Consider the following 25362-nt stretch of genomic DNA (forward strand, 5'->3'; position numbering starts at 1 on the left):
GAGTTTGACTAGTAAGTTAATTTATTTACATACAATAAAAAGCGAAGCAATAAAGGAGCAAAGATTCTAAACTGGCACTGTATTTGCTATTCTACAGCTAATAAAAAATAAAGACTTGAAGGAAACACCATGAAAAAACTAGCCCTTGCCTTACTCGCAACTGCAGTTTTAGCAGGCTGTAAAACATCGCCTACGGGGCGTACGCAAATAGCACTGTATTCAGATCAACAAATGAGTGAAATGGGCTCGGCCAGCTTTGCTCAGATGAAAGAATCACAGCCAATCAATAAAGATGCAAAAACTAATGCGTATGTAAATTGTATTGCTGATAAGGTTGTGGCTGTTTTACCACAAGAATACGCCTCACAAAATTGGGAAGTTGTTGTATTTGAAGATGAGTCGGCCAATGCTTTTGCACTACCTGGGGGCTATATTGGTGTACATACGGGCTTATTAAAAATAGCCACCAATCAAGATCAGCTTGCAACAGTACTCGGGCACGAAGTGGGCCACGTTATAGCAGAGCATTCAAATGAGCGCGTATCACAAAGCTCAATATTAGATACAGGTATGCAATTAGGAAGCGCTGCACTTGAGATGGGTAACGTGCAATACCGTAACGAAATTATGCAAGGTCTTGGACTCGGCGCACAGTATGGCGTAGTTTTACCGTTTAGCCGCTCGCACGAATCAGAGGCCGATACAATTGGCTTAGATTTAATGGCGCAGGCGGGCTTTAACCCACAAGAGTCGGTAACGCTTTGGCAAAATATGAGCGCAGCGGGCAGTGGTAGCACACCAGAGTTTTTATCAACTCACCCAGCACCGAGCAATCGTATTAAAAATTTACAATCACAAATGAGCGAAGCGCTTAGCGAGCAAAGTACGGCTAAATCGCAGGGTAAAAACCCGCAATGCACGCTGTAAATTAGTTTTTATATAAAAGCCCTGTAAGCAGTTTACTTACAGGGCTTTATTTTATTAAGTATCAAGCTATTACTCATACCAATCCGCGTAAGTAAGTGATCTATTTTGGGGATGGATAAACGTGTTGATAGCAAGGCAAAAAATTCGCTATTTAGTTGTTCTAAATGAGAATTTTTTAACGCAGATAGCGACACGTTTAGCCCCGTAAAATGATTAGATATTATTGCGGATTGGTATTACTTAGTGCTTGTTTAAACACTGCTTTAAAGCGCTCAAAATCTTCTACTTGTGGTAAGTGCCCTAAATTATCAAGTTCAAACAATTGTGCATTAGGAATAAGCGCAGCAGCGTGTTTTCCTAATTTGTCGTAACGCCCCAGCTCGTAATCAATTCCGTCTTTTTTCCAGTTTCGGCCAGGCCCCGTTCTGTCACGTGTGCCAATAATTAATTTAACTGGCACGGATAGGTCTTTAAATTCAGTGATCACAGGTTGAGTAAAAATCATATCGTAGGTTTTTGCGTTAACCCAGGCAATTTGCTCTTTATCTGGGCCTTGTATCTGTCCTGTTATAAAGTCAGTAAGGGCAGAGTAGGCGGCATTCCACTTTCCATCGTAATAATTTTTTTGCTGGTACTTTTTAACACCCTCAGGGGTTTTGTTAAGCTCATTTTTATAAAAGAAGTTGGTGTCTTTGTATTTTACATAGTGTAGATAGTTTTCAAGCCCTATTGGGTTAAGCAAAATCAGTTTAGAGGTTGTATCTGGGTACATTAATGCAAAGCGGCTCGCTAGCATCCCGCCCATAGAGTGGCCAACAACAACCGACTTCTTTAAATTTAGCGAGTCCATTAATGCGCGTGTATGATGAGCTAGCGCCGCAAACGAATATTGATAGTTAGTCGGCTTAGAGGATTTACCAAAGCCAATTTGATCAGGGATCAACACGCCAAAGCCAAGCGATTGTAAGTAACGTGCTGTGGGGCTCCAGTAGTCGGCATTAAAGTTTTTACCGTGCATTAGCGTAACGGTAGGCATATTTTTTTTAGTTGGCTTTAAATGAATATATGCCATTTTAAGAGACTGCTTTTGTGACTCAATATTATAGTAATTTACCTTAAAGTCGTACTGGTAATTAGTTAAAAGGGCATCATAAGCGAGGGAGTGAGAGTGTTCTGTACTGCTGGCAAACGTATTATTCGTTAATGCTAACAATGTAGAAAAACATATAACTTTAAATGGCGACATTTTGTTACTCCTTTAAAAGAAGAGCCATAAGCTCAAAAGAAGTAAGACAATAACCAAGTATTACAGGCTGTTCAATTAAATAGTGTTCAAGGCATAAAAAACGGAGCGCTTTAAAGGGCTCCGTTTGTGTATTTTAAACTTAAAGAGACTACTTAAAATGTCCACTCAACATGTATTTGTGGAACTGACTCAGTGACCTCGGTCCCTAGCTTGTTGTGCCAATATTGTAATTCCATACCCAGTAACAGCGTGTTTTCTTTCATTTCTAGGGCGTGGCCCATATCCCACACTAAAATAGGCTGAGCAAGTATCCATGCTTCTACGTCGTTACCAAATTCATCTTCGCGCTCTGCGATGTATTCAGCGTGTCCTTTAAAGCTAAATTTTTGCGAGCCTAGGGTAAACGGGTATTCAAAGGCAACATCAAACATCCAGCTATTAGTTTCAATAGGAGCGCCGCCTTTTGCTACGCCTTCACTGTCATCAATATAGGCAGTGACAAGTGTTTGAAAAAAGTTGAACCCGGGCACATCCCAGCTTAATTTAACACCCGGTAGGTATTTCATCATTTTGGCATCGCCGGCAACGTTAATTCCGCCAGTTAGGCCTACATCTAATAATGCACCTGCGCCAATTTTTTCACCGCTGATAGCCGATAAGCTTAGCGTTGAATACCATTCGCCGTAAAAGTCACTATCTTGGTAGCCGTCGGTTGTATCGTCTTTGCTGTAATCAATAAAGAAAAAGTTATCACCGTAATCATAGCCCGATGCATGCTGCAGCGAGTAAACAGTCGTATCTGATTCTTGCTTGGTAAATGGGTTTTTTTGATCGCCATTATTAACATGTAATGCGGTACTGCTCCAGTTAGCAGCAAGGGCAGAAGATGATAAAGCGATTGACGTAAGGGTAACGAGGGGGAGTAATTTTTTAAATTTCATAATCTGTATTTAACTATAATTTTAGTGACACGCGAAAGCGCGCATTATAGCACAAGGTCTTGATTTGTAGATTGTTATTTTAACATATGTTGCAGCTTACTTATTAAGCTGCAACATCGGGTTTTGCACAAAGTTTAGGCTTTATTACGACGTAAACAAATAACGGCAATGGCAGTAAAAGCTAAAATAAAGCAGTAGTAAGATGAGGTTGATACTTCCCACGGGCTAATTTTAAACGTAGCACCTAACAGTAATGCTTGCGCACCATAGGGCAGTGAGCCTTGCGTAACACATGCAAAAATATCGAGCAAGCTTGCAGAGCGTTTACCACTTATTTCACCATCATCAGCAAGCTTTTTAGCAATAGGGCCAGCAACAATAATTGACACCGTGTTATTGGCTATACACACGTTACTGGTTAATACCAAGGCTGATATACCAAGCTGATCAGCTACTTTGCGGTGCCACTTGGCAATCACTTTTGTAATGGCTTGAATTTTTTGTGCCAGAAAATCAAGGCCGCCGTTAATACGAATAAATTCAGATAAGCCACCAATGAACATAGAAAGTAAAAATATTTCCTGCATATCGGTAAAGCCTTTGTAAATATCTTTTACAAAGCTTGCACCTTCGTAGCTGCCGGTAAAGCCCATTAGCGCAGCAAATACAATACCGCTAAATAGAACCACAAAGACGTTCATACCGGCTACAGCCAATACTAAAATAAAGGCATAGGGCAGCACTAATAATAAATCAAAATCCTTTGTTTCTACCGCTTGTGGCGCTGGGGTTAAATAAAGCAGCAAAGCAATGGTTAATACTGCCGCAGGAACCGCTATTTTTAAGTTTTCTTTAAACTTGTCTTTCATTTCACAGCCCTGCGTACGTGTTGCAGCAATGGTTGTGTCTGAAATAATAGAAAGGTTATCACCAAACATTGCGCCCGATACTATCGTACCGGCCATTAGCGCAGGGTCGATACCAGTTTTAACCGATACCGCATAAGCAATTGGCCCGATAGCGCCAATGGTACCCATAGATGTACCCATTGCGGTAGAGACAACCGCTGCAATTAAAAATAGACCAGGCAATAACAGCGACGGAGGTATAAGTGACAAGCCAGCATTTACCACTGCATCTACGCCACCGGTTGCACTTGCAACGGCCGAAAATGCACCGGCAAGTAAATAAATTAAACACATGGTAATAATGTTGTTGTGTCCTGCACCTTTAATAAAGGTTTCAACACATTGGTTTACAGTGCCTTTGTTTAAAATAAAGGCAAGCATAATAGCGGGTAAAATTGCAACCGGGGCAGGGAGCTGATAAAAAGCGTAATCGACCCCTTGAGATTGTAAATATAAACCTGAGCCTAAAAAAAGGGCTACAAAAGTAAGAAGGGGAAGCAAAGACAATATTGCTTTGTTTTTATTAAATGTTGGCTGCATTAGTATTCCTCATAACCAGTTAGTATAACCACAGCCAAAACTCCTCTTTTAGCTGAATTTAGTAGATCACGCTTTAGTAAAAAGGTGATGACCACAGCGCCCGCAAGCCAAAGACCAAATCGACGCGAAAGAGAAGTTTAAATGTATAGATGGCTAAAGTAAACTGGTATTGTTATTATTATTTAATTAAAGGCTTACCTGACTATTGCACGACTTTTAGATAATATCTACCGGTGTGCGATTATATGCGACTAATAATTGTTCAATGCAAGTGTAGGTCGGCAAATTAGTCAGGGTACGCAACAACAGATCCAACTAAATCAGATTAAGGCAATAACAATGAATCGAATAGGTGTTTTTGGTGCTAACGGCAGAATGGGCTTAGCCTTATTAGAAGCTGCGACAATTAAAGAGCAAACACAACTTGGTGGTGCGTATGTTCGCAGCAACTCATCGTTATTGGGTATTAATGTAAATCAAGTAAACAGTGCAGCCGACAAAACCATTTGTTTTAGCGACGAGAATAAGGTTGTTGATGTTGATGTACTTATCGACTTTACGTTACCAGCAGGTATGCGCAATCACTTAAAAACAGCGCTCGATAAAAAACTGCCTATGGTTATAGGTACCACAGGTTTAACGAGCGAAGACATGGCATTATTAGGAAATGCTGCTAAACATATTCCTATTGTGTTTGCGCGTAACTACAGCGTTGGCGTTAATGTGCTACTTAACCTAGTGCAAACTGCGGCCACTAAATTTGGTGATGACTTAGATATAGAAGTTTTTGAAGCGCATCATCGTCATAAAATAGATGCACCATCGGGCACGGCATTGGCCATTGGTGAATCTATTGCACAGGCTAAAGGGTGGGATCACGATGAAGTAGCAGTATACGACCGCAGCCAAGTAGAAACCGCAAAATCGCAAAATGAAATTGGCTATTCGGTCTTAAGAGGCGGGGACATAGTAGGTGAACACACTGCCTATTTCGCAACTATGGGCGAAAGGCTTGAATTAACCCACAAAGCAAGCTCGCGAATGACCTTTGCGTTAGGTGCTATAAGGGCTGCGCAGTGGTTACAAAACAAACCGGCAGGACTTTATGATATGCAAGATGTGCTAGATCTGAAGTAGTTTAGTTACTTTTTTAGCTGTTTGGGTCTATTTTTGCCTAAAGCGACTTATTTTTAGTGTTTATCTAAATAACGTTAGACCTAAATAGCATCTTCATGTAGAATGCAGCCAATTTGCCAAAAATTACTAAATGCGTGTTTCCAATTATACCCAAGTGGCTAGTAAAACCAGGGGTTTCAGTGGGAATGAAAAGAGTTTTAGGCAAGAAAAATGATTGAAGGTTTAGCGTTTTATATCGGCATCATTTAAGACTGCGTAAAACAATTTAAGCTCACAAAAAAATCTGGTTCTGACGATCCCTCTGGGTATTGGCGGGGTGTTAAGCATTTGCTTACTCCCGTTTTTTACTGTTAGGAGGTTTAACTTGACTAAATCCGCTCTGTTAGTCCTAGAAGACGGCACAGTGTTTCGCGGTACTGCAATCGGCGCTGACGGCATGTCAGTCGGTGAAGTAGTATTCAATACGTCTATGACTGGTTATCAAGAAATTTTGACTGATCCATCATACGCGGAACAAATCGTAACTTTGACGTACCCACATATCGGCAATACGGGTACCAACAGCGAAGACGAAGAAGCGAATCAAATTTGGGCTAAAGGCCTAGTGATCCGTGATTTGCCACTGCTAGCAAGTAACTTTCGTAACGAGCAATCGTTAGATGATTACTTAAAACAACGTAATATTTTAGGTATTGCGGACATCGACACCAGAAAGCTTACCCGTATTTTGCGCGACAAAGGCGCACAAAACGGCTGTATTATTGCCGGTGACGAGTTAGACGAAAACAAAGCGTTACAAGCCGCGCAAACCTTCCCAGGTTTAAAAGGTATAGATTTAGCAAAAGTTGTCTCAACCAAGGAAAATTTTGAGTGGCGCGAATCAAGCTGGACATTAGGCCAAGGATTTAAAACCCTTAGCAGCGATGATGAAAAGTTTCATGTAGTAGCCTACGACTTCGGTGTTAAACGTAATATTTTACGTATGCTAGTTGATCGCGGTTGTAAATTAACCGTTGTACCAGCGCAAACCTCAGCCGCCGATGTACTTGCTTTAAACCCAGATGGTATCTTCTTATCTAATGGCCCAGGCGACCCAGAACCCTGTACTTACGCTATTGATGCGATTAAAACCTTTTTAGAAACCGACACACCAATCTTTGGTATTTGTTTAGGGCATCAATTATTAGCATTGGCCTCAGGTGCTAAAACAGTAAAAATGAAATTTGGCCACCACGGTGGTAACCACCCAGTAAAAGACTTAGACCGCGATGTAGTAATGATCACCGCACAAAACCACGGTTTTGCTGCCGATGAAGACACACTACCAAGTAACTTACGTGCCACGCACAAATCGTTATTTGATGGAACACTACAAGGTATTCATCGTACTGATAAGCCAGCGTTTAGCTTCCAAGGTCACCCAGAAGCAAGCCCAGGCCCGCACGATGCAGCCCCATTATTTGACCACTTCATCGACCTGATGCAAGCGCGTAATAACTAATTTAACTGGAGTAATAATGCCAAAACGTACCGATTTAAAAAGCATTCTTATCTTAGGCGCAGGCCCAATTGTAATTGGTCAAGCTTGTGAATTTGATTACTCTGGTGCTCAAGCGTGTAAAGCACTTAGAGAAGAAGGCTTTAGAGTTATATTAGTTAACTCAAACCCAGCGACTATCATGACCGACCCTGAAATGGCCGATGCAACGTACATCGAACCTATTCATTGGGAAGTCGTAGAAAAAATTATTGAAAAAGAAAAGCCAGATGCAGTCCTACCAACGATGGGTGGTCAAACGGCACTAAACTGTGCACTTGATTTAGATAAGCACGGCGTACTGGCTAAACATGGCGTTGAGCTAATAGGCGCAACTGCTGATGCAATCGACAAAGCAGAGAACCGTGAACGCTTTGACGTAGCCATGAGAAATATTGGCCTTGAATGCCCGCGTGCAGAAATTGCTCACTCTATGGATGAAGCACACGACACGCTAACCCGAATTGGTTTTCCGTGTATTATTCGTCCTTCTTTCACTATGGGTGGCACCGGGGGCGGTGTGGCTTACAACATGGAAGAATTTAACGAAATCTGTGAGCGCGGCTTAGATTTATCACCAACAAGTGAGTTGCTGATTGATGAATCACTGATTGGCTGGAAAGAATATGAAATGGAAGTTGTTCGTGACAAAAAAGACAACTGTATCATTGTATGTTCTATCGAAAACTTTGACCCAATGGGTGTACACACAGGTGATTCAATCACCGTGGCACCAGCACAAACCTTAACCGACAAAGAATACCAATTAATGCGTAATGCCTCTATGGCAGTACTGCGTGAAATTGGTGTAGAAACCGGTGGTTCAAACGTACAGTTTGGTGTAAATCCAGTTGACGGGCGTATGGTTATCATTGAGATGAATCCACGTGTATCTCGCTCATCTGCTCTTGCATCAAAAGCAACGGGTTTTCCTATTGCAAAAATCGCTGCTAAATTAGCGATTGGCTACACGTTAGATGAACTTCAAAACGACATTACAGGTGGCAAAACACCCGCGTCATTTGAGCCTTCAATCGACTACGTAGTAACAAAAATTCCTCGCTTTAACTTTGAAAAATTTGCCGGCGCGAACGACCGCTTAACAACGCAAATGAAATCAGTGGGCGAAGTAATGGCGATTGGTCGTAACCAGCAAGAATCGTTACACAAAGCATTACGCGGTCTTGAAGTTGGCGCAACGGGCTTTAACCCAATTGTGGCACTTGATGATCCGAAAGCCCGCGAAAAAATCATCCGTGAACTACGCGAGCCAGGCGCTGAGCGTATTTGGTACATTGCCGATGCAATGCGCCACGGTATGAGCGTAGAAGAAGTTTTTGAACTAACCAAAGTTGACCCTTGGTACTTAGTACAAATAGAAGACATTTTAAAAGACGAAGCAAAGATTGCTGAAGGTGGCATGGCCGGCTTAAATGCAGAGTTTTTACGTAAACTTAAACGTAAAGGTTTCGCCGACCCACGTATAGCTGAAATTGCGGGTGTATCTGAAGCAGAAATTCGTAAAAAGCGTCATCAATTAAACATTGTCCCTGTGTACAAGCGTGTTGATACGTGTGCTGCCGAATTTAGCTCAGATACCGCTTACATGTACTCATCGTACGATGAAGAGTGTGAAGCTAATCCGTCAGATAAAGATAAAATCATGGTAATTGGTGGCGGTCCTAACCGTATCGGCCAAGGTATTGAGTTTGACTATTGTTGTGTACACGCAGCCCTTGCGCTACGTGAAGACGGCTATGAAACCATCATGGTTAACTGTAACCCTGAAACGGTTTCTACCGATTACGATACCTCTGACCGTTTATTCTTTGAGCCAATTACACTTGAAGACGTGTTAGAGATTGTACGTGTTGAAAAACCAAAAGGTGTGATCGTTCAGTACGGTGGCCAAACACCGCTTAAACTCGCACGTGAACTGGAAGCGAATGGTGTACCAGTAATTGGTACTTCACCCGATGCGATTGACCGCGCAGAAGACCGTGAGCGTTTCCAACAGTTAGTAGAGCGTCTTGATTTACTTCAGCCAGAAAACGCAACGGTTACATCAACGGAAGAAGCATTACTTAAATCAGTTGAAATTGGCTTCCCATTGGTTGTACGTCCATCGTACGTACTGGGTGGCCGTGCAATGGAAATTGTATACGATGAGCAAGACTTACGTCGATACATGACCGAAGCAGTACAAGCGTCAAATGAAGCGCCAGTACTACTTGATCACTTTTTAGATAACGCGATTGAAGTGGACGTGGATGCAATTTGTGATGGCGAGCAAGTCATTATCGGCGGTATAATGGAGCACATTGAGCAAGCGGGTGTTCACTCGGGTGACTCAGCATGTTCATTACCTGCACACTCTTTATCACAAGAAGTGCAAGATGTTATGCGCAAACAAGTAACCGATATGGCACTTGAGCTTGGCGTAGTGGGCTTAATGAATACACAATTTGCTGTAAAAGATGGCAAAGTGTACTTAATTGAAGTGAATCCACGTGCGGCGCGTACTGTACCGTTTGTATCAAAAGCGACCGGTATTGCACTTGCAAAAGTAGCAGCGCGTTGTATGGCGGGTCAGTCTTTAGCAAGCCAAGGCATTACTAAAGAAGTAATTCCACCGTATTACAGCGTTAAAGAAGTGGTTTTACCATTTGCTAAGTTCCAAGGTGTGGATCCTATCCGTGGCCCAGAGATGCGCTCTACAGGTGAAGTAATGGGTGTTGGCGATACTTTCGCCGAAGCGTTCGCAAAAGCACAATTAGGTGCAAGCAACACTTTACCACGCGGTGGTCGCGCGTTACTATCTGTACGTAACAGCGATAAGTCTCGTGTTGTAGAACTTGCTAAAACCATGATAGACCTAGGTTTTGAAATTGATGCAACAGGTGGCACAGCAGAGGCTTTAAAAGAGGCTGGTATTGAAGTACGCCGTGTAAACAAAGTATATGAAGGCCGCCCGCATATTCTTGATAACATCAAGAATAAAGAGTACAGCTATATCGTAAATACCACCGAAGGTCGCCAAGCGATCGAAGATTCGAAGGTGTTGCGTCGTGGTGCATTGCAAAACAAAACCAACTACACGACAACCTTGAACGCGGCATTTGCTAACTGTACTGCTAACCAAGCGGACGACCGTAGTAAAGTGACGTCAGTTCAAGAGCTACACCAGCGATTGAACTAAGGAAATGTACCAAGGCCATTTGGCCTTGGTGTTAAGTGAGAAAAGTATGCAATCAATTCCGATGACAGTTCGTGGCGCAGAGTTACTGCGCGAAGAGCTTAACGAATTAAAAACAGTTACCCGCCCTAAAATCGTAAATGACATTGCGGTGGCGCGTGAACATGGTGACTTAAAAGAAAACGCTGAATATCACGCTGCGCGTGAGCAACAGGGTTTTTGTGAAGGCCGTATTCAAGAAATTGAAGCTAAGCTTTCAAATGTGCAAATTATTGACGTAACTAAAATGCCTAATACCGGTAAAGTTATTTTTGGTACGACTGTCACTATCGTAAATGTAGAGACAGATGCTGAAGTAACCTACCGTATTGTGGGTGATGACGAAGCGGATATTAAAAATAATTTAATCTCTGTGAATTCACCAATTGCGCGCGGATTAATTGGTAAACAAACAGATGATGCTGTTACCATTAAAACGCCTAAAGGCGACGTTGAGTACGAAATCATTGACGTTGAGTATATTTAATATTTAGCTCACAGTAATGTACAAGCAAAAACCGATGCAATTGCATCGGTTTTTTTATGCCTAAAAACTAGCTAATGCCAACTTATTCTCATAAACCCCATATATAACACCACCCCTCAAAATAGACCGCTGAGTTAAACGGATTGGCATAATTGGATTGCTAAAAAAGCGCGTGCCATTACCCGTTAAAAAAATTTATAAATAAAATGGTGACTGCATTAATGCTAAACACACTCTACGCTTATTCATATTGCATAAAGAGTGTGCGTGTTGATATAGGTACATTCATATAGGTAATGTGTAAATGCATAACGGCTTTTACACAGTGGAATCACTTTATTAAAAGGAACACTCATGGCTAATATACTTTATCCAGCGCCTTTAAAAGTAGGCTCTAAAATTGCTATTTGCTCGCTTTCGTCGGGCTTAAAAGAAAAATACCATGCACGACTAGATAGAGTGATAGACGGTTTGAAGAACCGTGGTTACGAGGTAGTAGAAGGGGAGTTTTTACGCCAAAATAAACCCCGCGATGAATTAGATGCAAAAGCCCATGCCAAGCAATTGATGGGCTTTTTGCTAGACGATGACGTTGCCGCCATTATGCCACCAATGGGTGGAGAGCTTGCAATGGAAATTTTACCACTACTTGATTTTAACGCCATTAAAGAGGCTAAGCCTAAATGGCTGGTGGGGTTTTCTGATGTGAGTACAATTGCCTGTGCACTTACGGCTAAGTGCCAATGGGCAACACTTCATAGTGCCAACTTAATGCAGCTTCATCCAGATGAAACAAATCCCTTTAGCTTACAAATTTTTGAAACCATTACCTACGAATCGGGTAGTAAATTTGAGCAAGGACCCTCTGCTTATTATCAAAAAAATAAACCTAATTACGCACAAAACCCCGATGAGCTGTTAGCACCAAGCGAGCCTACTCAGTGGCAGTGCTTAAATTATACCGATGAGCGCACAATAGAGATGTCTGGGCGCTTATTTGGCGGCTGCCTTGATACGGTAGGGTTATTACTTGATTCACCTTTTTTAGCATTGCACGACTTTAAAAAACACAGTGCGAACGAGGGCCTTATTTTATACCTAGAAAACTCAGAGCTTACCCCTACCACCGTGGCACGCTTTTTACTGTCGCTCAAACTTGCCGGTGTATTTGATGATATTAACGGCCTTATTTTAGGGCGCAGTGAAATAACACAAAGTCATCACGATGCCTTTGATTACCGCCATGCGCTAGATGTGGCATTGGGTGGGTGCTTGTTTCCGGTAATAATAGATGCTGATATTGGCCATGTGCAGCCAAATTTAAACTTAGTTAATGGCGCAAAATGCTCACTTACGGCTGATATAAATCAAGGTAAAGTGCTCAATGCCTCACTAAACACTGAGCTTATTTAACGTTTATTTTTGAATAACATGGTCATACACGCGTATAATGCACAGGCCGTGAACAGATAAGTTCAGGTACATTCTCAGGGCGGGGTGAAATTCCCCACCGGCGGTATGTTTTACTCATGACTTTATGAATAAAATGAGCCCGCGAGCGCTTTATTTAATAATCGTTTTTAATGTATTAAATAAAGGTCAAGCAGATCTGGTGAGAGGCCAGAGCCGACGGTTATAGTCCGGATGAAAGAGAATATAGCTTGTAGCGTATGCAAACACGTGGCCTGTGGCTGCGTGTTTAATACCAATCTGCAATAATACTTAATCATTTTGAGGGGCTAAAAGTGTCGCTATCAACACGTTTTCCCGCCTCAAAATAGATCACTCAATTATGCGGATTGGTATAAGCTGTTTAGTGGTAAAAGTGCGCAATTTAGTTTGTGTGTTTTGCCATGTCTTTCAGTGTCCTGAATCTATTTATTTTTATGTGGAATATAATAATGATTCAGTCTTTACTAAGCCAATTTGGCGAAAGCCACACCCGCGTAGAAAACGCCATTGCTGCTTTGCAGCAAGGCCAAGGGGTACTTGTTGTTGATGATGAGGACCGCGAAAACGAAGGTGATTTTGTTTTTTCTGCCGAGCATTTAACGACCCAACAAATGGCCGAAATGATCCGCGAAGGCAGCGGTATTGTGTGCCTGTGTATGGGTGATGAGCGCATTAAGCAGCTCGATCTACCGCAAATGGTAACTAACAACACCAGCCAAAATAACACAGCCTACACAGTAACCATTGAAGCTAAACACGGTGTTACAACCGGCGTATCGGCAGCCGACAGAGTCACAACGATTAAAGCCGCCACAGCCGATAACGCAAAACCGAGTGATTTATCGCGCCCAGGGCATGTATTTGGCTTAAAAGCACAAACAGGTGGGGTTTTAGTTCGCCGTGGTCACACCGAGGCGTCTGTAGATTTAATGCAGCTGGCTGGTTTAAAACCGTTTGGGGTTATCTGTGAACTCACAAATCCAGATGGCACCATGGCACGCTTACCACAGATAAGCGAGTATGCTAATAAACACAGCATGACCGTGGTATCGATTGAAGACCTAGTGCAGTACATACAAATGCAAGAACTCAAGGTCAGTTAAGGTTTATTAAGCATGACCTAAGTAAAACCCAGCTTTATTGCTGGGCTTTTGCTTTTCAATAAGTGATTAATTACTCGTTTTTATTTGAAAATGTTTCTCGGCTAAGCGGCTTTTTCAAAAATTCTCAGCCTGTAAACTTTGCCTAAATAGTCAGTGCAGCCGCACACAGTTTATTATTTAGGTGAAACGATGAAAATTAACACGCTTTATGGATAGTTATAACCAGTACATTACCAATGCCACTTTTTATTTAATCTTTTTACGTATTTACTCACCATGTTATTCGTGGAATTATTAAGCAAATAAAGCGTACTTTATACATGCTTGTGTAAACAAATTTAGCTCAGGAGAAATTATGTGGGATGAAAGGTATAACACTCAGCAATACGCTTATGGCAAAGAGCCAAACGATTTTTTAGCCCAGCACTATAAGCAATTACCTAAAGGTAATGTAGTGAGCTTAGCCGAAGGTGAGGGGCGAAATGCGGTATTTTTGGCAAAAATGGGCTATCGCGTTACCGCGGTTGATGGCTCAAAAGTAGGGCTTGAAAAAGCGGCAAAGCTTGCCAAAGAGCACAACGTAAACATTGAGCTAGTACACGCCGATTTAGCGAAGTTTGATTTTGGAAAAGAAAAATGGGATGCGGTAGTCTCTATTTATTGCCCTTTACCAAGTGCTGTGCGTTCAGCGGTATATAAGCGCGCTGTTAAAGGTTTAAAGCCTGGTGGGGTGTTTTTACTTGAGGCCTATACGCCTGAGCAAGTAAATTATAATACCGGCGGCGGCCCAAGTGTCGATACTAAAACCTCAAAAAGCGATTTACAAAACGACTTAACCGAGCTTAGCTTTGTACATTTAGAAGAATTAAGGCGAGAAGTGTTTGAAGGCACATACCACACGGGGTTAGCATCGGTACTGCAGGCTATTGCTAAAAAATAAAATGAATATAAAAGCTTAGCGCTCATTAGCGCTAAGCTTTTTTACTCGGTTTTTATAAAACCTTAATAACTTGCTCTTTTGCTAAGCGAGATTTAGGTAACTTAGCGTTATAATCTTCAGTGTCATCGTGATAGCCAAGTACCAGCGCTACATCACAAATATAGCCATCGAGCTCGTCTTCAAACACTTCACCAATAAGCTGTGCATCTACACCTTCCATAGGCGTTGAATCAATACCTAAGCGTGCTGCGGCGTGCATTGTGTTGCCCAGGGCAATGTAAGTTTGCGCTTTGGTCCACATCGCATTGTTGCCTTGCTCATCGGTATTCATATCAACAAAGGCAAACGCGCCAAATGCTTGTTCGCGGTTTTCACTTTGGGTACGGCCATTTTTAATATCTGCATCAATGACTTGTGCGTAATCATCACGTTTATATTTAGGGTTGTAAGCAAATAAAATAACGTGCGATGCAGTTTTAATATGCGGCTGATTAAATTGAAATTTATTTTCAAACGTAGAGTGCATACGCTCTTTAGCTTCGTCTGATTCAATAACAATAAATTTCCACGGCTGCGAGTTAATAGATGAAGGAGAAAGACGCATAGCTTCGTAAATTACATCTAAGTCATCTTGAGGAATACGCTGGGTTGTATAGCGTTTAGTTGTATAACGTTTTTCTAAATCATTAATAATTGGATGGGTCATGGTTATCTCCGTTAAGTGGCAATTTTAGCCAAGTAGTGTCTATATTGAGCCTTTTTTAAAAAAACAAAGCACAAATTACTATTTAATTGGATTGTTATTAAGTCAATTACGCGTTACGTCATCGAGGGGCTGTAAGTTCTTGCATACTTTATAGTCGAGCTCGGCAATGATCTCATTGGAAAAGCGTAATTTATCTGGGGTGTTTATCTGTGCTTGATTAAACAGCACTTGTTTATCTTCTCGTAGGAGTAAAACAGCTCTATCAACAACGCCTAGTAAGCCCTTTGGTTCTTTAAGCGCTCGTATTGTGTGCTTGTAATGCAAAAATTGTGGCTTCCATAATGGCACTACGCACCAAGTTTGGGTGGCTACTGCGTTTTCAAACGCGCTAAAACAATCACGCTCTGCGCCGGTTAAAAACTCATATCCTGCGCTCGTCAGCCCATATTCTTTCATCATATTAATAGAAAAACGGGTAATACCAGCACCGACATTAATGCCCTGAATTGTTTTTTCCATTTTTATAAGCACATTTGGTTTAAGCAAATCACTAACTTCATGCACTGCACTTTGCGGTACGTAATCTGGTACGCCCCAATGTGCATAAGGCTCATAATGCAAGCCAAGTTCAATGAGTGGTGTAGCTTGCTCAACATCGGCTTTATAAATACCGTGGCTTGAATGCAGCCACGCTGAGGCAAGTAAATCTACTTCACCCGATTTAAGGTTTTTAAAGTTATTTTCATGCGGCGCATAAATACGCTCAACGTTAAAGCCCATATCAGTTAAAACATGGCTCACTAAAGAAGCCGTAACATGGTGAAGCGATAAATCGGTTACGCCCAATTTTAAAATTGGTTTACGCATAGGATCAGCCTTATTTGAATACCAGTAATTAAGTTGAACTAGAGCAAATATGTTTAAAAATTCCGTTGATAAAACCTTTTAACGGGCCAGTACAAAAACTGGCTCCTAGGCACTTTTTTACTGATTAAAACGAAAGCGTGTTAATACGTAGGGTGGTTTTGCATTACCAAAGCCTTGGCTAAATGCAGGGTGTTGATGGAGCTGATCTTGTGTTACATAAACCCAACCATTGCTTAGCGCTAGGCTATCTGGCCATGATAATCGTTTATCTTGAACAATTATTTCGTAGTGGCCTTTAGTGGTTAAGCCAATGGCATTGTTTTCAAGGTCGGTTACTAAAATACCGCCACCTGGCGCGTAGGTCATGCCATCGCTTGGGTTTTTAGGGCCAAACACTTCAATGCTTTTTGCTTTTTCAGCATCTGAATACGTGCTATTAGCGAGCGTTTTTGCCGGAATACGGTAAACGCGTGTGCCTGTAAATGCGCCAAAGTAGACCCACTCATTTTTATCATCAATGGTAATTGGGTTTAAACCAAAGCGAAGGTTTGTCGTTTCACCTTCTGCTGATTTAGAGGCAACGGGAGAGGCTTCGATGACAATGTCACGCTTCTCTGGCATTAGCTTAGCATTGCCTTCAAGTACGCGTGTTGATTCACCCGTTTTTAAATCAACTACTATAAAAGCAGGTTTGGTTGCACCCATAAAGTTACCGAATGACATATCGGCAATGTAAATTTTGTTGTTACGCTCATCAATTACAAAGTCTTGTAAAAATGAGTTAGCAAGTACGGCGTCTTTATTTAATTCAATGGTATTAACTAAGGTATTGGCAACGCTGTCCCAGGCTATAAGTTTTGGGGCTACTTTCTCGTTGCCCATGTCTAAAATCCACACCACACCTTTACTATCGCTATGTACACCAATTACAGCTGCAAGGCCAACTTTGCCAAGCTCAGGGCCGTCTGCCCAATCTACGGTAGGGAAAGGTTGTTGAGCACCATTTGCCATAATTTCAATTACTCGCGTTTTTGGTGCGTCAAGCGGGTGCATGCTTACAATCATTCGCCCTGCAGGTGTTATAGTTATACCTGCACCGCGATATTTATTAAACGTGGTCACCGTTTCAAGGGCGCCAACGTCTGCTGCATAGGCGCCTGAAGCAGCAGTTACTGCTAGTGAAAGTGATGCTATTGCTAGGGTGGTTTTTAATCGTTTCATACATTGATACCCGTTATGCTAAAAAATAGAATAAAGCGATTTAAATAGCCTAAATGGCTTCGCTTGCGTTGAGGTGAATAATAGGTGAGTGTTTTTAATCAATAAACAGGGTAATAATTGAATCTTTATCAAAAAATATTGTTTAATAGCTGGCTGAGCTTTTTATGAATGTATTTTAAAGCGTGCGGTTAATACCTAGTGTCGTATACACATACTTAAAAGCGTTTAATAAATGTATTCTTTCTGAACAGTATTGAGAGTTATTAAACTAACATAGGGTTACTAAAGATTGTCCTAATTTAATAAATAGTGGTTAGTGACTAGGTAGTGGGTACAGTGTAATATTAGCCTTTATATTGATAAATCACGCAATACCTAAGCATTGTCAAATATAAATAGACAATAAATCACTTTTTGATTGCTCAACACGCATGTAAGCAAACCTAAAGCGCTTAATTTTGCCAAAAATAATAATTAAAAGTTGATAACGGATTAATACACAATGCTTTTAGAAGACTTACAGGTAATTTTAAAAGTAGCAGAGTTTAAAAGTATTACTGCTGCCGCATCCAATTTAGATATGCGCACCGCTACAGCAAGTGCTGCTGTTAAAAGGGTAGAGCAGGCTTTAGGCTTTGAACTATTCATACGTACTACTCGTCATTTAAGGCTTTCTGCCGCCGGTGAGCGTTATATTCCGCAGTGCCAACAAGCAGTGACGATGCTTGAACAAGCCAAAAATACACTTAAAAGCGATGACGATATAATTGATGGCGAGCTGCGGATTGCACTTTCTTCTGATTTAGGGCGCAATATTGTGATCCCCTGGCTTGACGAGTTCATGCAAACCCACACTCAGTTAAGCCTTCGCGCCAATATTAGCGACAGTAATATTGATTTTTACCGTGATTCTGTCGACATTGCACTGCGTTATGGTAAACCTAACGATGCCAGCATGTACGGTTTTAAAATTTGCGACGTACCGCGTATTTTATGCGCAGCACAAAGTTACCTTGATACACACGGCACGCCTGCTCATCCACATGATTTAACATCACATAAAGGACTGTTTTATCAACTTCAAGATATAATTAAAGATGTGTGGCTGTTTAGTAATGGCAGCGAAGAGTTTAAAGTAAAGCTCAACGGTGGCCACGCAACTAACGATGGCGATTTAGTAAGGCGTTGGTGTGTGTCGGGCAAGGGGCTGGCGGTTAAATCCTGCTTAGATATGTCTAATGAATTACTTACCGGTAATGTTGTAAGTGTTATGCCAAGTTTTAAACCCACGCCTACAGAGCTTTGGTTGGTGTGCCCAAGTAGGCAGTCAATCACTCCGGCAGTGCGCTTACTTCGCGATGCATTTAGAGAAAAAAGCGCCGGTATTTTAAAAGCCCTTATTGCAAAAGGAATTATTGATAAAAGCGTGCTCGGCTAATGAAAAACTGAAAATGCAAGTTGATGACATTAGAGTGTTTGTACCGTGTAAAAATTATCAGCAATCGTGCGACTTTTATCAGGCACTTGGCTTTAATGTTGAGCCTGCATCAGCTGATTTAAGTATTGCAACATCAGGTGAATGTAGCTTGTTTTTATACCAGTCGTGTTAAGTTATTAGGCATTTATAGCGATAGATAAATAGCGTGATAACAAGGCATAAATATCGACATGTAGTTGTTCTACATAAGAAATTTATAACGCTGTTAGCGCTCTATTTAGCACGCTAGAATGATTAAATATTTAAGTCGATTGGTATTAAACGATACTACAACCAAGAATTTGCTGAAAATTTAATGCTGCAAGTGTGCGTATTAAACATAAACGAAGCCTTTAACACCATTAGCAAATTAACTCACTTTGATATTCGCTATGAAGGGATAAAACAAGAACCGTGGGGTAAAGTGATTTATTTATGGGGACCATCTGGTGAGCTTTTACACATTACAGAGCTCAATTAACTTAAAAAATGCCACCCATTTTAAGCTGGTGGCATTACCTGATTATTAACTTAGTTTTTCATTAAAAAACGCTAAGGTACGCTGCCAAGCAAGTTCTGCTTTTTGCTCATCATAACGCCCAGTAGAGTCGTTATGAAAACCATGATTAGCGCCTTCGTACATGTGCATAATGTACTCAACATTGTTAGCTTTTAAGCTTTTTTCATAATCAGGCCATGTAGCGTTAACGCGTTTATCAAGCTCACCTAATTGGATCATTAAAGGTGCTTTTATATTTTTGTGCAGTGACTCACTGGCAGGTGTGCCATAAAAGGGCACGCCCGCGCTCAGTAAGTCACTCTCAACCGCCGCTAAGTAATTAACAATATAACCACCAAAACAAAAGCCTACAGCTCCCAGTTTGCCGTTACTATTTGAATGATTTTTTAAAAAGTGCGCCCCAGCTACAAAATCGTTTTGGATTTTAGCTCTGTCCATGGTTTTTTGCATTGCACGGCCTTCATCGTCATTACCTGGGTAGCCACCAAGCGGGAAAAGTGCATCGGGGGCAAAGGCAATAAAGCCTTTTTTGGCTAAGCGCCTTGCTACATCTTTAATATATGGGTTTAAACCACGGTTTTCGTGAATAACTAGTACAACCGGCAGTTTACCTTCAATTTTGCTAGGTACTGCTAAGTAACCTTTGCCTTTACCATGCCCGTTTGGCGAATCAAATTCTTCGTAGGTGGCTTTAATATCGTCATCATTAAACGATACTTGCTCTGCAAACGCATAATTAGGCAACAGGGCACTGGTTAGTACGCTCATTGAAAAGCCAAGTGCAGCTAACCCACCTAGTTTTTTCATAAATGTACGTCGGTCCATTAAACCGTGGGCGTATTCGTCATACCAATCAAAGGCTTCTTGGGGGATATGATCTGATTGCGGGGTATTCATGGCTGCTCCTTCCATTATTATTAGTTATGTATTGTTATTTATTACCATAACGTATTAGGGATAAAAAACGAGCAATATTTTTCTCAATTATTAGGACTGTTGCCAAAGTTATCCTGCGTTTTAAAAAATAAGTAATAGAAGTATTGTTAGCAAATAGGTGAATATCATTTTTAAGCTAAAAATAAAAAGCTCGGCGTATTAGGCCGAGCTTTTTTGGTTGGGATGCTACTTAATTTAGCTATTAGCAGGCGCTGGTTGGGCATCTACAAGTGGCGGCTTGCCACGCATTTTACGTACTAATCGCTTAGCGTCTTCTAGTGCTACGTACTGGCAAGGTATAAGTATTAAGGTAATTACCGTGGCAAAAAGCACACCAAAGGCCAGCGATACCGCCATAGGAATAACTATTTTAGCTTGTAAGCTAGTTTCCATAATAATAGGCATTACCCCAATAAAGGTAGTAATAGAGGTAAGCAATATAGCTCTAAAGCGCTTTGCACCGGCTTGCATAACGGCTTGTTTTACGGCCATGCCTTCTGCGCGTGCTTTATTTACAAAATCAACCATAACGAGGGAGTCGTTTACGACTATGCCCGCTACCGCAATAATGCCAAACATAGACAGACCGCTCATGGTCATACCTAATATTACGTGACCAAACATTGCACCTACCACACCAAATGGAATAACCGACATGATAATAAGCGGCTGCGAGTAAGAGCGAAGTGGAATAGCCAATAAAGCAAATATAATCATCAGCGATATAGCAAAGTCGCGTAACTGCTCATCGGCGCTGTCCATCTCTTCTTGTACGCGTCCAGCCACATTACTTTTAACGCCTGGGTAGCTTTTAAGCAGCGAAGGTAAATAGGCATCGCGAATTTCTTGTGCAATGGCAAACGGCTCAACTTGATCAGTATTGACCGCTGCCCACACATTAACGGTACGGTTTGAGTTTTCACGGCGAATACGGTTTACGCCATCAACAAGCTTAACTTCGGCTACTTCGCTTAACGGCACTTCTGCACCAGTTGGCGTAATAATGCGTGCATTTTGAATGTTGCTAATTGAGTTACGCTCGCTTTCTGGGTAGCGTATCATTACTTTAATTTCTTCGCCTTCGCGTAAAATACGCTGTGCTTCTAATCCGTAGTAACTAAAGCTTACTTGCGATGCAACATCGGCAAGTGTAAGTCCCATGCTGTAGGCCAGTGGTTTTAAATCAAGCTGTACTTCGTCTGTAGCACTTTGTAATGAGTCGTTTACATCGCCTACACCTTCCATGCTTTGTAGTTTAGCTTTTAATTTACCGGCTACTTCTTTTAACTCATCGGCATTTTTGCCTTGCAGTCTAAAACTTACGTCGCCGTCATCACGCCCGCCACTAAAAATATTATCTTGAATATTAAGCGTTTTAACACCTGGTAGCGGTGGCATTTGTTCGCGCCAAAGGGTGCTTAATTCAAAGGTATCGATAGGGCGCAAGTGTGGCTCTACTAAAATAGCCATAATGTTTGCCTCTGTACGCCCGCGTAGGCTTACCGATAAATCGCGGATCATGCTTTGTCCGTATTGCTCTTCAAGTTCTTTATCTACTTTGAGTAATACATCTTCAATTTTACGCGCAGTTTCAAGGGTTGCCTGCTCCGAAGAGGCTAGGTTCATTTCAAGCGTAATACGAGGAAAATCATGCGGTATTTTAGGGTTAGGCACAAACTTAACCAACCCGCCTGCAAACATACCTGCACTGACTATTAAAATACATAAAAAGCCAATAATTACGGTATAACGATAATGTATACAATGTCCTATAAAAGGCGTGTAGTAGTTTTGTACAAAGTGTTTTAAACCGTTATCAACTATATTACGCAGTTTGTGTAATGGGTTTTTAGGGTTTGGTTTACGTGGGTTCATGGCTGCAATATGCGCAGGTAATATTAGCTTTGATTCAATTAACGAGAAAATCAAACACAGTATAATAACCACACCAATGGCCTTAGAAAACGCAGCACCTGGGCCTGATGCCATAGCTTGGGGTAAAAACGCTGCAATAGTGGTTAGCACGCCAAATGTAGCGGGCATAGCAACGCGCTTAACACCGCGAATAACGTTATCAAGGCTATGACCATGTTTTTCAATTTCCGCACTGGCAGATTCACCGACGACTATGGCGTCGTCGACCACAATACCAAGTACAATAATGAAGGCAAATAACGACACCATGTTTATGGTTATGTCTAAAAAGCCCACAGGCATAAATAAAAAGGCACCTAAAAAAGACACTGGTAAGCCCATCATTACCCAAAACGCTAAACGCAGCGGTAAAAATAGTGCCAATACAATCATTACTAAAATACCGCCCCATACCATGTTGTCGATCATCATATCGAGTCGACCTTCAAGGTAGTAGGTTAAATCAACAATAGGTGAGAGCTTTACACCTTGTGGAAGTTTTGACTGTTTTTCTGCCATGTAGCCTTTAAGAACTTTAGCTACATCGGTTATATCTTGATCTTTTGAGGCATCTACTTCAAACGATAGTGAGTTTTTACCGTTATATTTAGAGTAAAGCAGGCCTTCTTCAAAGCCATCATTAATTGTTGCTACATCGCCTAAATTAATTTGTGCACCATCGGCAAGCGTTATAAGCGGAAGCTTTGCAAATTCTCCGCCACGGTAGGCCTGCTTTTCAACGCGCATTGAGATATAACCTGTGTCGGAGCGAATTTGTCCTGCCGACATATTAGTAGAAAAGCTTTGCACTGCACTTGATACATCTCTAAATGTTAGGCCATATTCACGCAGTTTATCGGGGCTTATTTCTATGCCTATTTCGTAATCTAGGCCACTGTAAAAATCAACTAAGTTAACGCCAGGTAACGCGAGTAATTCATCTTTTATGTCGTTACCTAGCTCTTTAAGCTGGTAGTAACTCATGTCGCCGTAAAGCGCGAGGATCATGACCTCTTGCTGAAATTTTTCACGTTGAATAACGGGGCGTTCCATCCCCGCAGGAAAGGTATTGATAGAGTCTACTTGCGCTTTAATTTCGTCTAGTGCTTCTTGCAGGTCGTATTTTTCTTCTATTTCTACCCACGCTTGCGCATAACCTCGGTTAGAGTAGGTTATTAAACGTTTTATACCCTCTGTACCTTCAAGGTTTTCTTCAATTTTTATGGTTATGCCTTCTTCAACCTCTTGCGGGGCGGCGCCTGGGTATATCGCTTGAATACTCACCCAGTTACTTTCAAACTGCGGAAATGCCTGTTTACGAATGGTCAGCGCTGTTAAAAGCCCACCAATAAGAATAAAAATCATGATGAGGTTTGCCGCCACTGGGTTACGTGCAAACCATGCAATTAAGCCTTTTTCTGAGGTACTCATGGTGTGTCCTCTTTAAGTGCTAATTGAGTAACATCGCTTTTAGGTTCAATGCCTTCAAGCTTAACCGCCATGCCTTCTGTTGGGTATTCCAGGGCAGAGGTAATAAGTTGTTCGCCACTGCTTAACCCTTGGTCGGCTATGACCATGTCGTTTTGTTCACGTACAATATTAAGCGTTTTAAAGCTCAGGGTGTGATTGTCGTTTAAAATAGCAATTTTGTTATTTTTAACTAAATGGTGCGGCACTATAATGGCGTTATCAAGCGCTCGCCCTTCAATAGTAGCGTTAATGTAAGAGCCAAAACGCAGTGGCTTAGTGTTATCAGCGTACGGGGTAGGTAACTGCGCAACTAGGTAGCTCATACGGCTGGTTTCATCAACAACACCTTCGCTGCGTACAACCTTGGCTTGCCAGGTAGTTTGCTTACCGGCAAATTCTGCATTAAGTGACACCTGTGCGCCAATACCGCCGTTATTTAAGTATTGCAGCTCTTTATCTGCAACCGGTAAACGTACCTCTGCAACCGAGGTGGCGCTTAGCTCACCAAATTTACTGCCAGCACTCACTACAGAGCCTAAGCTAATTGTGCGCTCGTTAATAATGGCATCATAGGGGGCTCTAATGAAGGTGCGTTCTAAGTTACGTTTAGTGCGTTTTACACGCGCTTGAGCAGATTTAAAATTTGCCATTTTTTCGGCAAGTTGTGGTTTACGTAAATAAAGTTCAGATGCAATTGCATCGCCTGAGTCTGATTTGATACGTTCCCATTCAGCTTTAGCAACATGGGCTTGTGCGCGTTCAATCTCAAGTGCTGAACTTGCTTGTGCAAGGCCTGCTTGGGCTTCAATTAAATCGGCTTCGTAATCATTTGGATCAATTCGTGCTAAAATATCGCCTTGCTTAACAAACGCGCCTTCAACAAATTGTTCGGCTACTGAAATAACTTGCCCGCTTACTTGCGCAACAAGTTCAGTACGGTCTTTAGGTTTTACAACGCCGTACGATTTAACATCAAGCGTTATCGCATCAATGTTTACGTTTTGCGCAGCAACAAGTGGGCGAGTGTCTTGCTCTGGTTTTTCTTCTGGTGGCGCTTTCATTGCTGAAAGGCCAATTGCCAGTGCAATTCCGGCAGCTAAAACTGCGACAGGTAATAAAATTTGTTTTTTAGTAGCCACAAGGCATTCCTTCATATATTTGGTGACAAGGCAATAATACGCAATAAAGTGTTTACAAGGCGTTTGAAGATGTAACAAAGCATTACATATGTTTATTATAGATAAATAATGAGCTAGGTAGGGTGTTAATTTAAATACAAAGGCCTGGCTTTTACTAACAGAGGTGTTTATGAAAACAGAGCCTATGGCATGTCGTTTAGGCTGCGGTGCATGCTGCATTGCCCCAAGTATTAGCTCGCCAATCCCGGGAATGCCAAACGGTAAAAAAGCCGGAGAGCGTTGTATACAGCTAGATGAGCGTAATTTATGTAAATTATTTGGCGATGAAAGCCGCCCAAAAGTATGTAGCGATTTTAGTGCCACATTTGATGTGTGTGGGTCAACTAATGCAGAGGCTCTAGCGCTTATAACCGAGCTTGAGCAATTAACCTAGCTCACGATGCTAATACACATATATTTACATTTATCTATTACTGAGTAATTTTTTTAAGTAATTAAAAGCTGTGCTTTTCACGCGAGCAAGCTCAGCGTCTACCGCAAATATGCAAATATGCAAATATGCAAATATGCAAATATGCAGATATACGGTTTTTGTAGACGTGAAGCTTGCTTACGTGACAGGTAAAACCTGCAAAAGCGATTTATTCACAAAGAGGATA

General features: G+C 41.6%; 21 protein-coding genes and 1 riboswitch. Of the genes, 12 read left to right on the forward strand and 9 right to left on the reverse strand.

Features of this window, described 5'->3' with window-relative positions; genetic code table 11:
* Positions 1-129: 129 nt before the first annotated feature.
* Positions 130-927: a M48 family metallopeptidase gene (locus tag CWC17_RS05265; RefSeq protein ID WP_138542317.1), complete on the forward strand. Its 798-nt coding sequence runs from the start codon at positions 130-132 to the stop codon at positions 925-927.
* Positions 928-1147: 220 nt separating this feature from the next.
* Here CWC17_RS05265 and CWC17_RS05275 read toward each other — a convergent pair whose 3' ends face one another.
* From CWC17_RS05275 to CWC17_RS05285, 3 genes are all read right to left on the reverse strand, one after another.
* Complete coding sequence (locus CWC17_RS05275; RefSeq protein ID WP_138612290.1) at positions 1148-2173, reverse strand: alpha/beta fold hydrolase; 1026 nt, start codon at positions 2171-2173, stop codon at positions 1148-1150.
* A gap of 152 nt (positions 2174-2325) precedes the next feature.
* The gene (locus CWC17_RS05280) at positions 2326-3114 is read right to left on the reverse strand and encodes a hypothetical protein (RefSeq protein ID WP_055015218.1); all 789 of its coding nucleotides are present in this window, start codon (positions 3112-3114) and stop codon (positions 2326-2328) included.
* A gap of 134 nt (positions 3115-3248) precedes the next feature.
* A complete protein-coding gene (locus CWC17_RS05285; protein ID WP_138612291.1) occupies positions 3249-4562 on the reverse strand; it encodes a Na+/H+ antiporter NhaC family protein in 1314 nt (437 codons plus the stop codon).
* Between the two features lie 339 nt (positions 4563-4901).
* Here CWC17_RS05285 and dapB point away from each other — a divergent pair, with 339 nt between their 5' ends.
* The 7 genes from dapB to CWC17_RS05320 all read left to right on the forward strand — a co-directional run bounded on the left by dapB (position 4902) and on the right by CWC17_RS05320 (position 14453).
* Complete coding sequence (gene dapB / locus CWC17_RS05290) at positions 4902-5699, forward strand: 4-hydroxy-tetrahydrodipicolinate reductase (protein WP_138542319.1); 798 nt, start codon at positions 4902-4904, stop codon at positions 5697-5699.
* A 364-nt stretch (positions 5700-6063) separates the two neighbouring features.
* On the forward strand, positions 6064-7200 hold the full coding sequence (gene carA / locus CWC17_RS05295) for a glutamine-hydrolyzing carbamoyl-phosphate synthase small subunit (RefSeq protein ID WP_138612292.1): 1137 nt from the start codon (positions 6064-6066) through the stop codon (positions 7198-7200).
* A gap of 16 nt (positions 7201-7216) precedes the next feature.
* Positions 7217-10435 carry a carbamoyl-phosphate synthase large subunit gene (carB, locus tag CWC17_RS05300; RefSeq protein WP_055015214.1) on the forward strand — a complete coding sequence of 1073 codons (3219 nt, stop codon included), beginning with the start codon at positions 7217-7219 and terminating at the stop codon, positions 10433-10435.
* 46 nt (positions 10436-10481) lie between these two features.
* Positions 10482-10958, forward strand: coding sequence for a transcription elongation factor GreA (greA, locus tag CWC17_RS05305; protein ID WP_055015248.1), 477 nt, complete (start codon positions 10482-10484; stop codon positions 10956-10958).
* A 354-nt stretch (positions 10959-11312) separates the two neighbouring features.
* Complete coding sequence (locus CWC17_RS05310; protein ID WP_055015209.1) at positions 11313-12371, forward strand: S66 family peptidase; 1059 nt, start codon at positions 11313-11315, stop codon at positions 12369-12371.
* Positions 12372-12437: 66 nt separating this feature from the next.
* Positions 12438-12618, forward strand: a riboswitch (FMN riboswitch).
* A 241-nt stretch (positions 12619-12859) separates the two neighbouring features.
* Complete coding sequence (gene ribB, locus CWC17_RS05315) at positions 12860-13513, forward strand: 3,4-dihydroxy-2-butanone-4-phosphate synthase (RefSeq protein WP_138612293.1); 654 nt, start codon at positions 12860-12862, stop codon at positions 13511-13513.
* A 355-nt stretch (positions 13514-13868) separates the two neighbouring features.
* Positions 13869-14453 (forward strand): class I SAM-dependent methyltransferase, encoded by a 585-nt coding sequence (locus tag CWC17_RS05320; RefSeq protein WP_138612294.1) that lies wholly within the window; start codon positions 13869-13871, stop codon positions 14451-14453.
* A 52-nt stretch (positions 14454-14505) separates the two neighbouring features.
* On the opposite strand, the gene CWC17_RS05325 is transcribed toward CWC17_RS05320, so the two are convergent.
* From CWC17_RS05325 to CWC17_RS05335, 3 genes are all read right to left on the reverse strand, one after another.
* On the reverse strand, positions 14506-15159 hold the full coding sequence (locus CWC17_RS05325; RefSeq protein ID WP_138542322.1) for a nitroreductase family protein: 654 nt from the start codon (positions 15157-15159) through the stop codon (positions 14506-14508).
* A gap of 102 nt (positions 15160-15261) precedes the next feature.
* Entirely contained in the window at positions 15262-16026 is a 765-nt protein-coding gene (locus CWC17_RS05330) for a glycine betaine ABC transporter substrate-binding protein (protein ID WP_138612295.1), read from the reverse strand.
* A gap of 117 nt (positions 16027-16143) precedes the next feature.
* Positions 16144-17247 (reverse strand): L-dopachrome tautomerase-related protein, encoded by a 1104-nt coding sequence (locus tag CWC17_RS05335; protein ID WP_138612296.1) that lies wholly within the window; start codon positions 17245-17247, stop codon positions 16144-16146.
* A 502-nt stretch (positions 17248-17749) separates the two neighbouring features.
* On the opposite strand from CWC17_RS05335, the gene CWC17_RS05340 reads away from it, so the two are divergent.
* From CWC17_RS05340 to CWC17_RS05350, 3 genes are all read left to right on the forward strand, one after another.
* Positions 17750-18685: a LysR family transcriptional regulator gene (locus tag CWC17_RS05340; protein WP_138612297.1), complete on the forward strand. Its 936-nt coding sequence runs from the start codon at positions 17750-17752 to the stop codon at positions 18683-18685.
* 13 nt (positions 18686-18698) lie between these two features.
* The gene (locus CWC17_RS05345; protein WP_249935892.1) at positions 18699-18857 is read left to right on the forward strand and encodes a VOC family protein; all 159 of its coding nucleotides are present in this window, start codon (positions 18699-18701) and stop codon (positions 18855-18857) included.
* A 183-nt stretch (positions 18858-19040) separates the two neighbouring features.
* The gene (locus tag CWC17_RS05350; RefSeq protein WP_249935893.1) at positions 19041-19205 is read left to right on the forward strand and encodes a hypothetical protein; all 165 of its coding nucleotides are present in this window, start codon (positions 19041-19043) and stop codon (positions 19203-19205) included.
* A gap of 45 nt (positions 19206-19250) precedes the next feature.
* Here the strand turns inward: CWC17_RS05350 and CWC17_RS05355 are convergent, their stop codons facing one another.
* The 3 genes from CWC17_RS05355 to CWC17_RS05365 all read right to left on the reverse strand — a co-directional run bounded on the left by CWC17_RS05355 (position 19251) and on the right by CWC17_RS05365 (position 24703).
* A complete protein-coding gene (locus tag CWC17_RS05355; RefSeq protein ID WP_138612298.1) occupies positions 19251-20141 on the reverse strand; it encodes a dienelactone hydrolase family protein in 891 nt (296 codons plus the stop codon).
* 234 nt (positions 20142-20375) lie between these two features.
* On the reverse strand, positions 20376-23525 hold the full coding sequence (locus CWC17_RS05360; protein WP_138612299.1) for an efflux RND transporter permease subunit: 3150 nt from the start codon (positions 23523-23525) through the stop codon (positions 20376-20378).
* Positions 23522-24703, reverse strand: a complete 1182-nt coding sequence (locus CWC17_RS05365) for an efflux RND transporter periplasmic adaptor subunit (protein ID WP_138612300.1) — start codon at positions 24701-24703, stop codon at positions 23522-23524. Before CWC17_RS05365 ends, CWC17_RS05360 begins: the two co-directional genes overlap by 4 nt.
* 169 nt (positions 24704-24872) lie before the next feature.
* Between CWC17_RS05365 and CWC17_RS05370 the strand changes: the two genes are divergently transcribed.
* Entirely contained in the window at positions 24873-25136 is a 264-nt protein-coding gene (locus tag CWC17_RS05370; protein WP_055015194.1) for a YkgJ family cysteine cluster protein, read from the forward strand.
* Positions 25137-25362 lie beyond the last annotated feature (226 nt).

This window comes from Pseudoalteromonas sp. S3785 (assembly GCF_005887365.1).
In the GTDB taxonomy this organism is placed as follows: Bacteria; Pseudomonadota; Gammaproteobacteria; order Enterobacterales; family Alteromonadaceae; genus Pseudoalteromonas.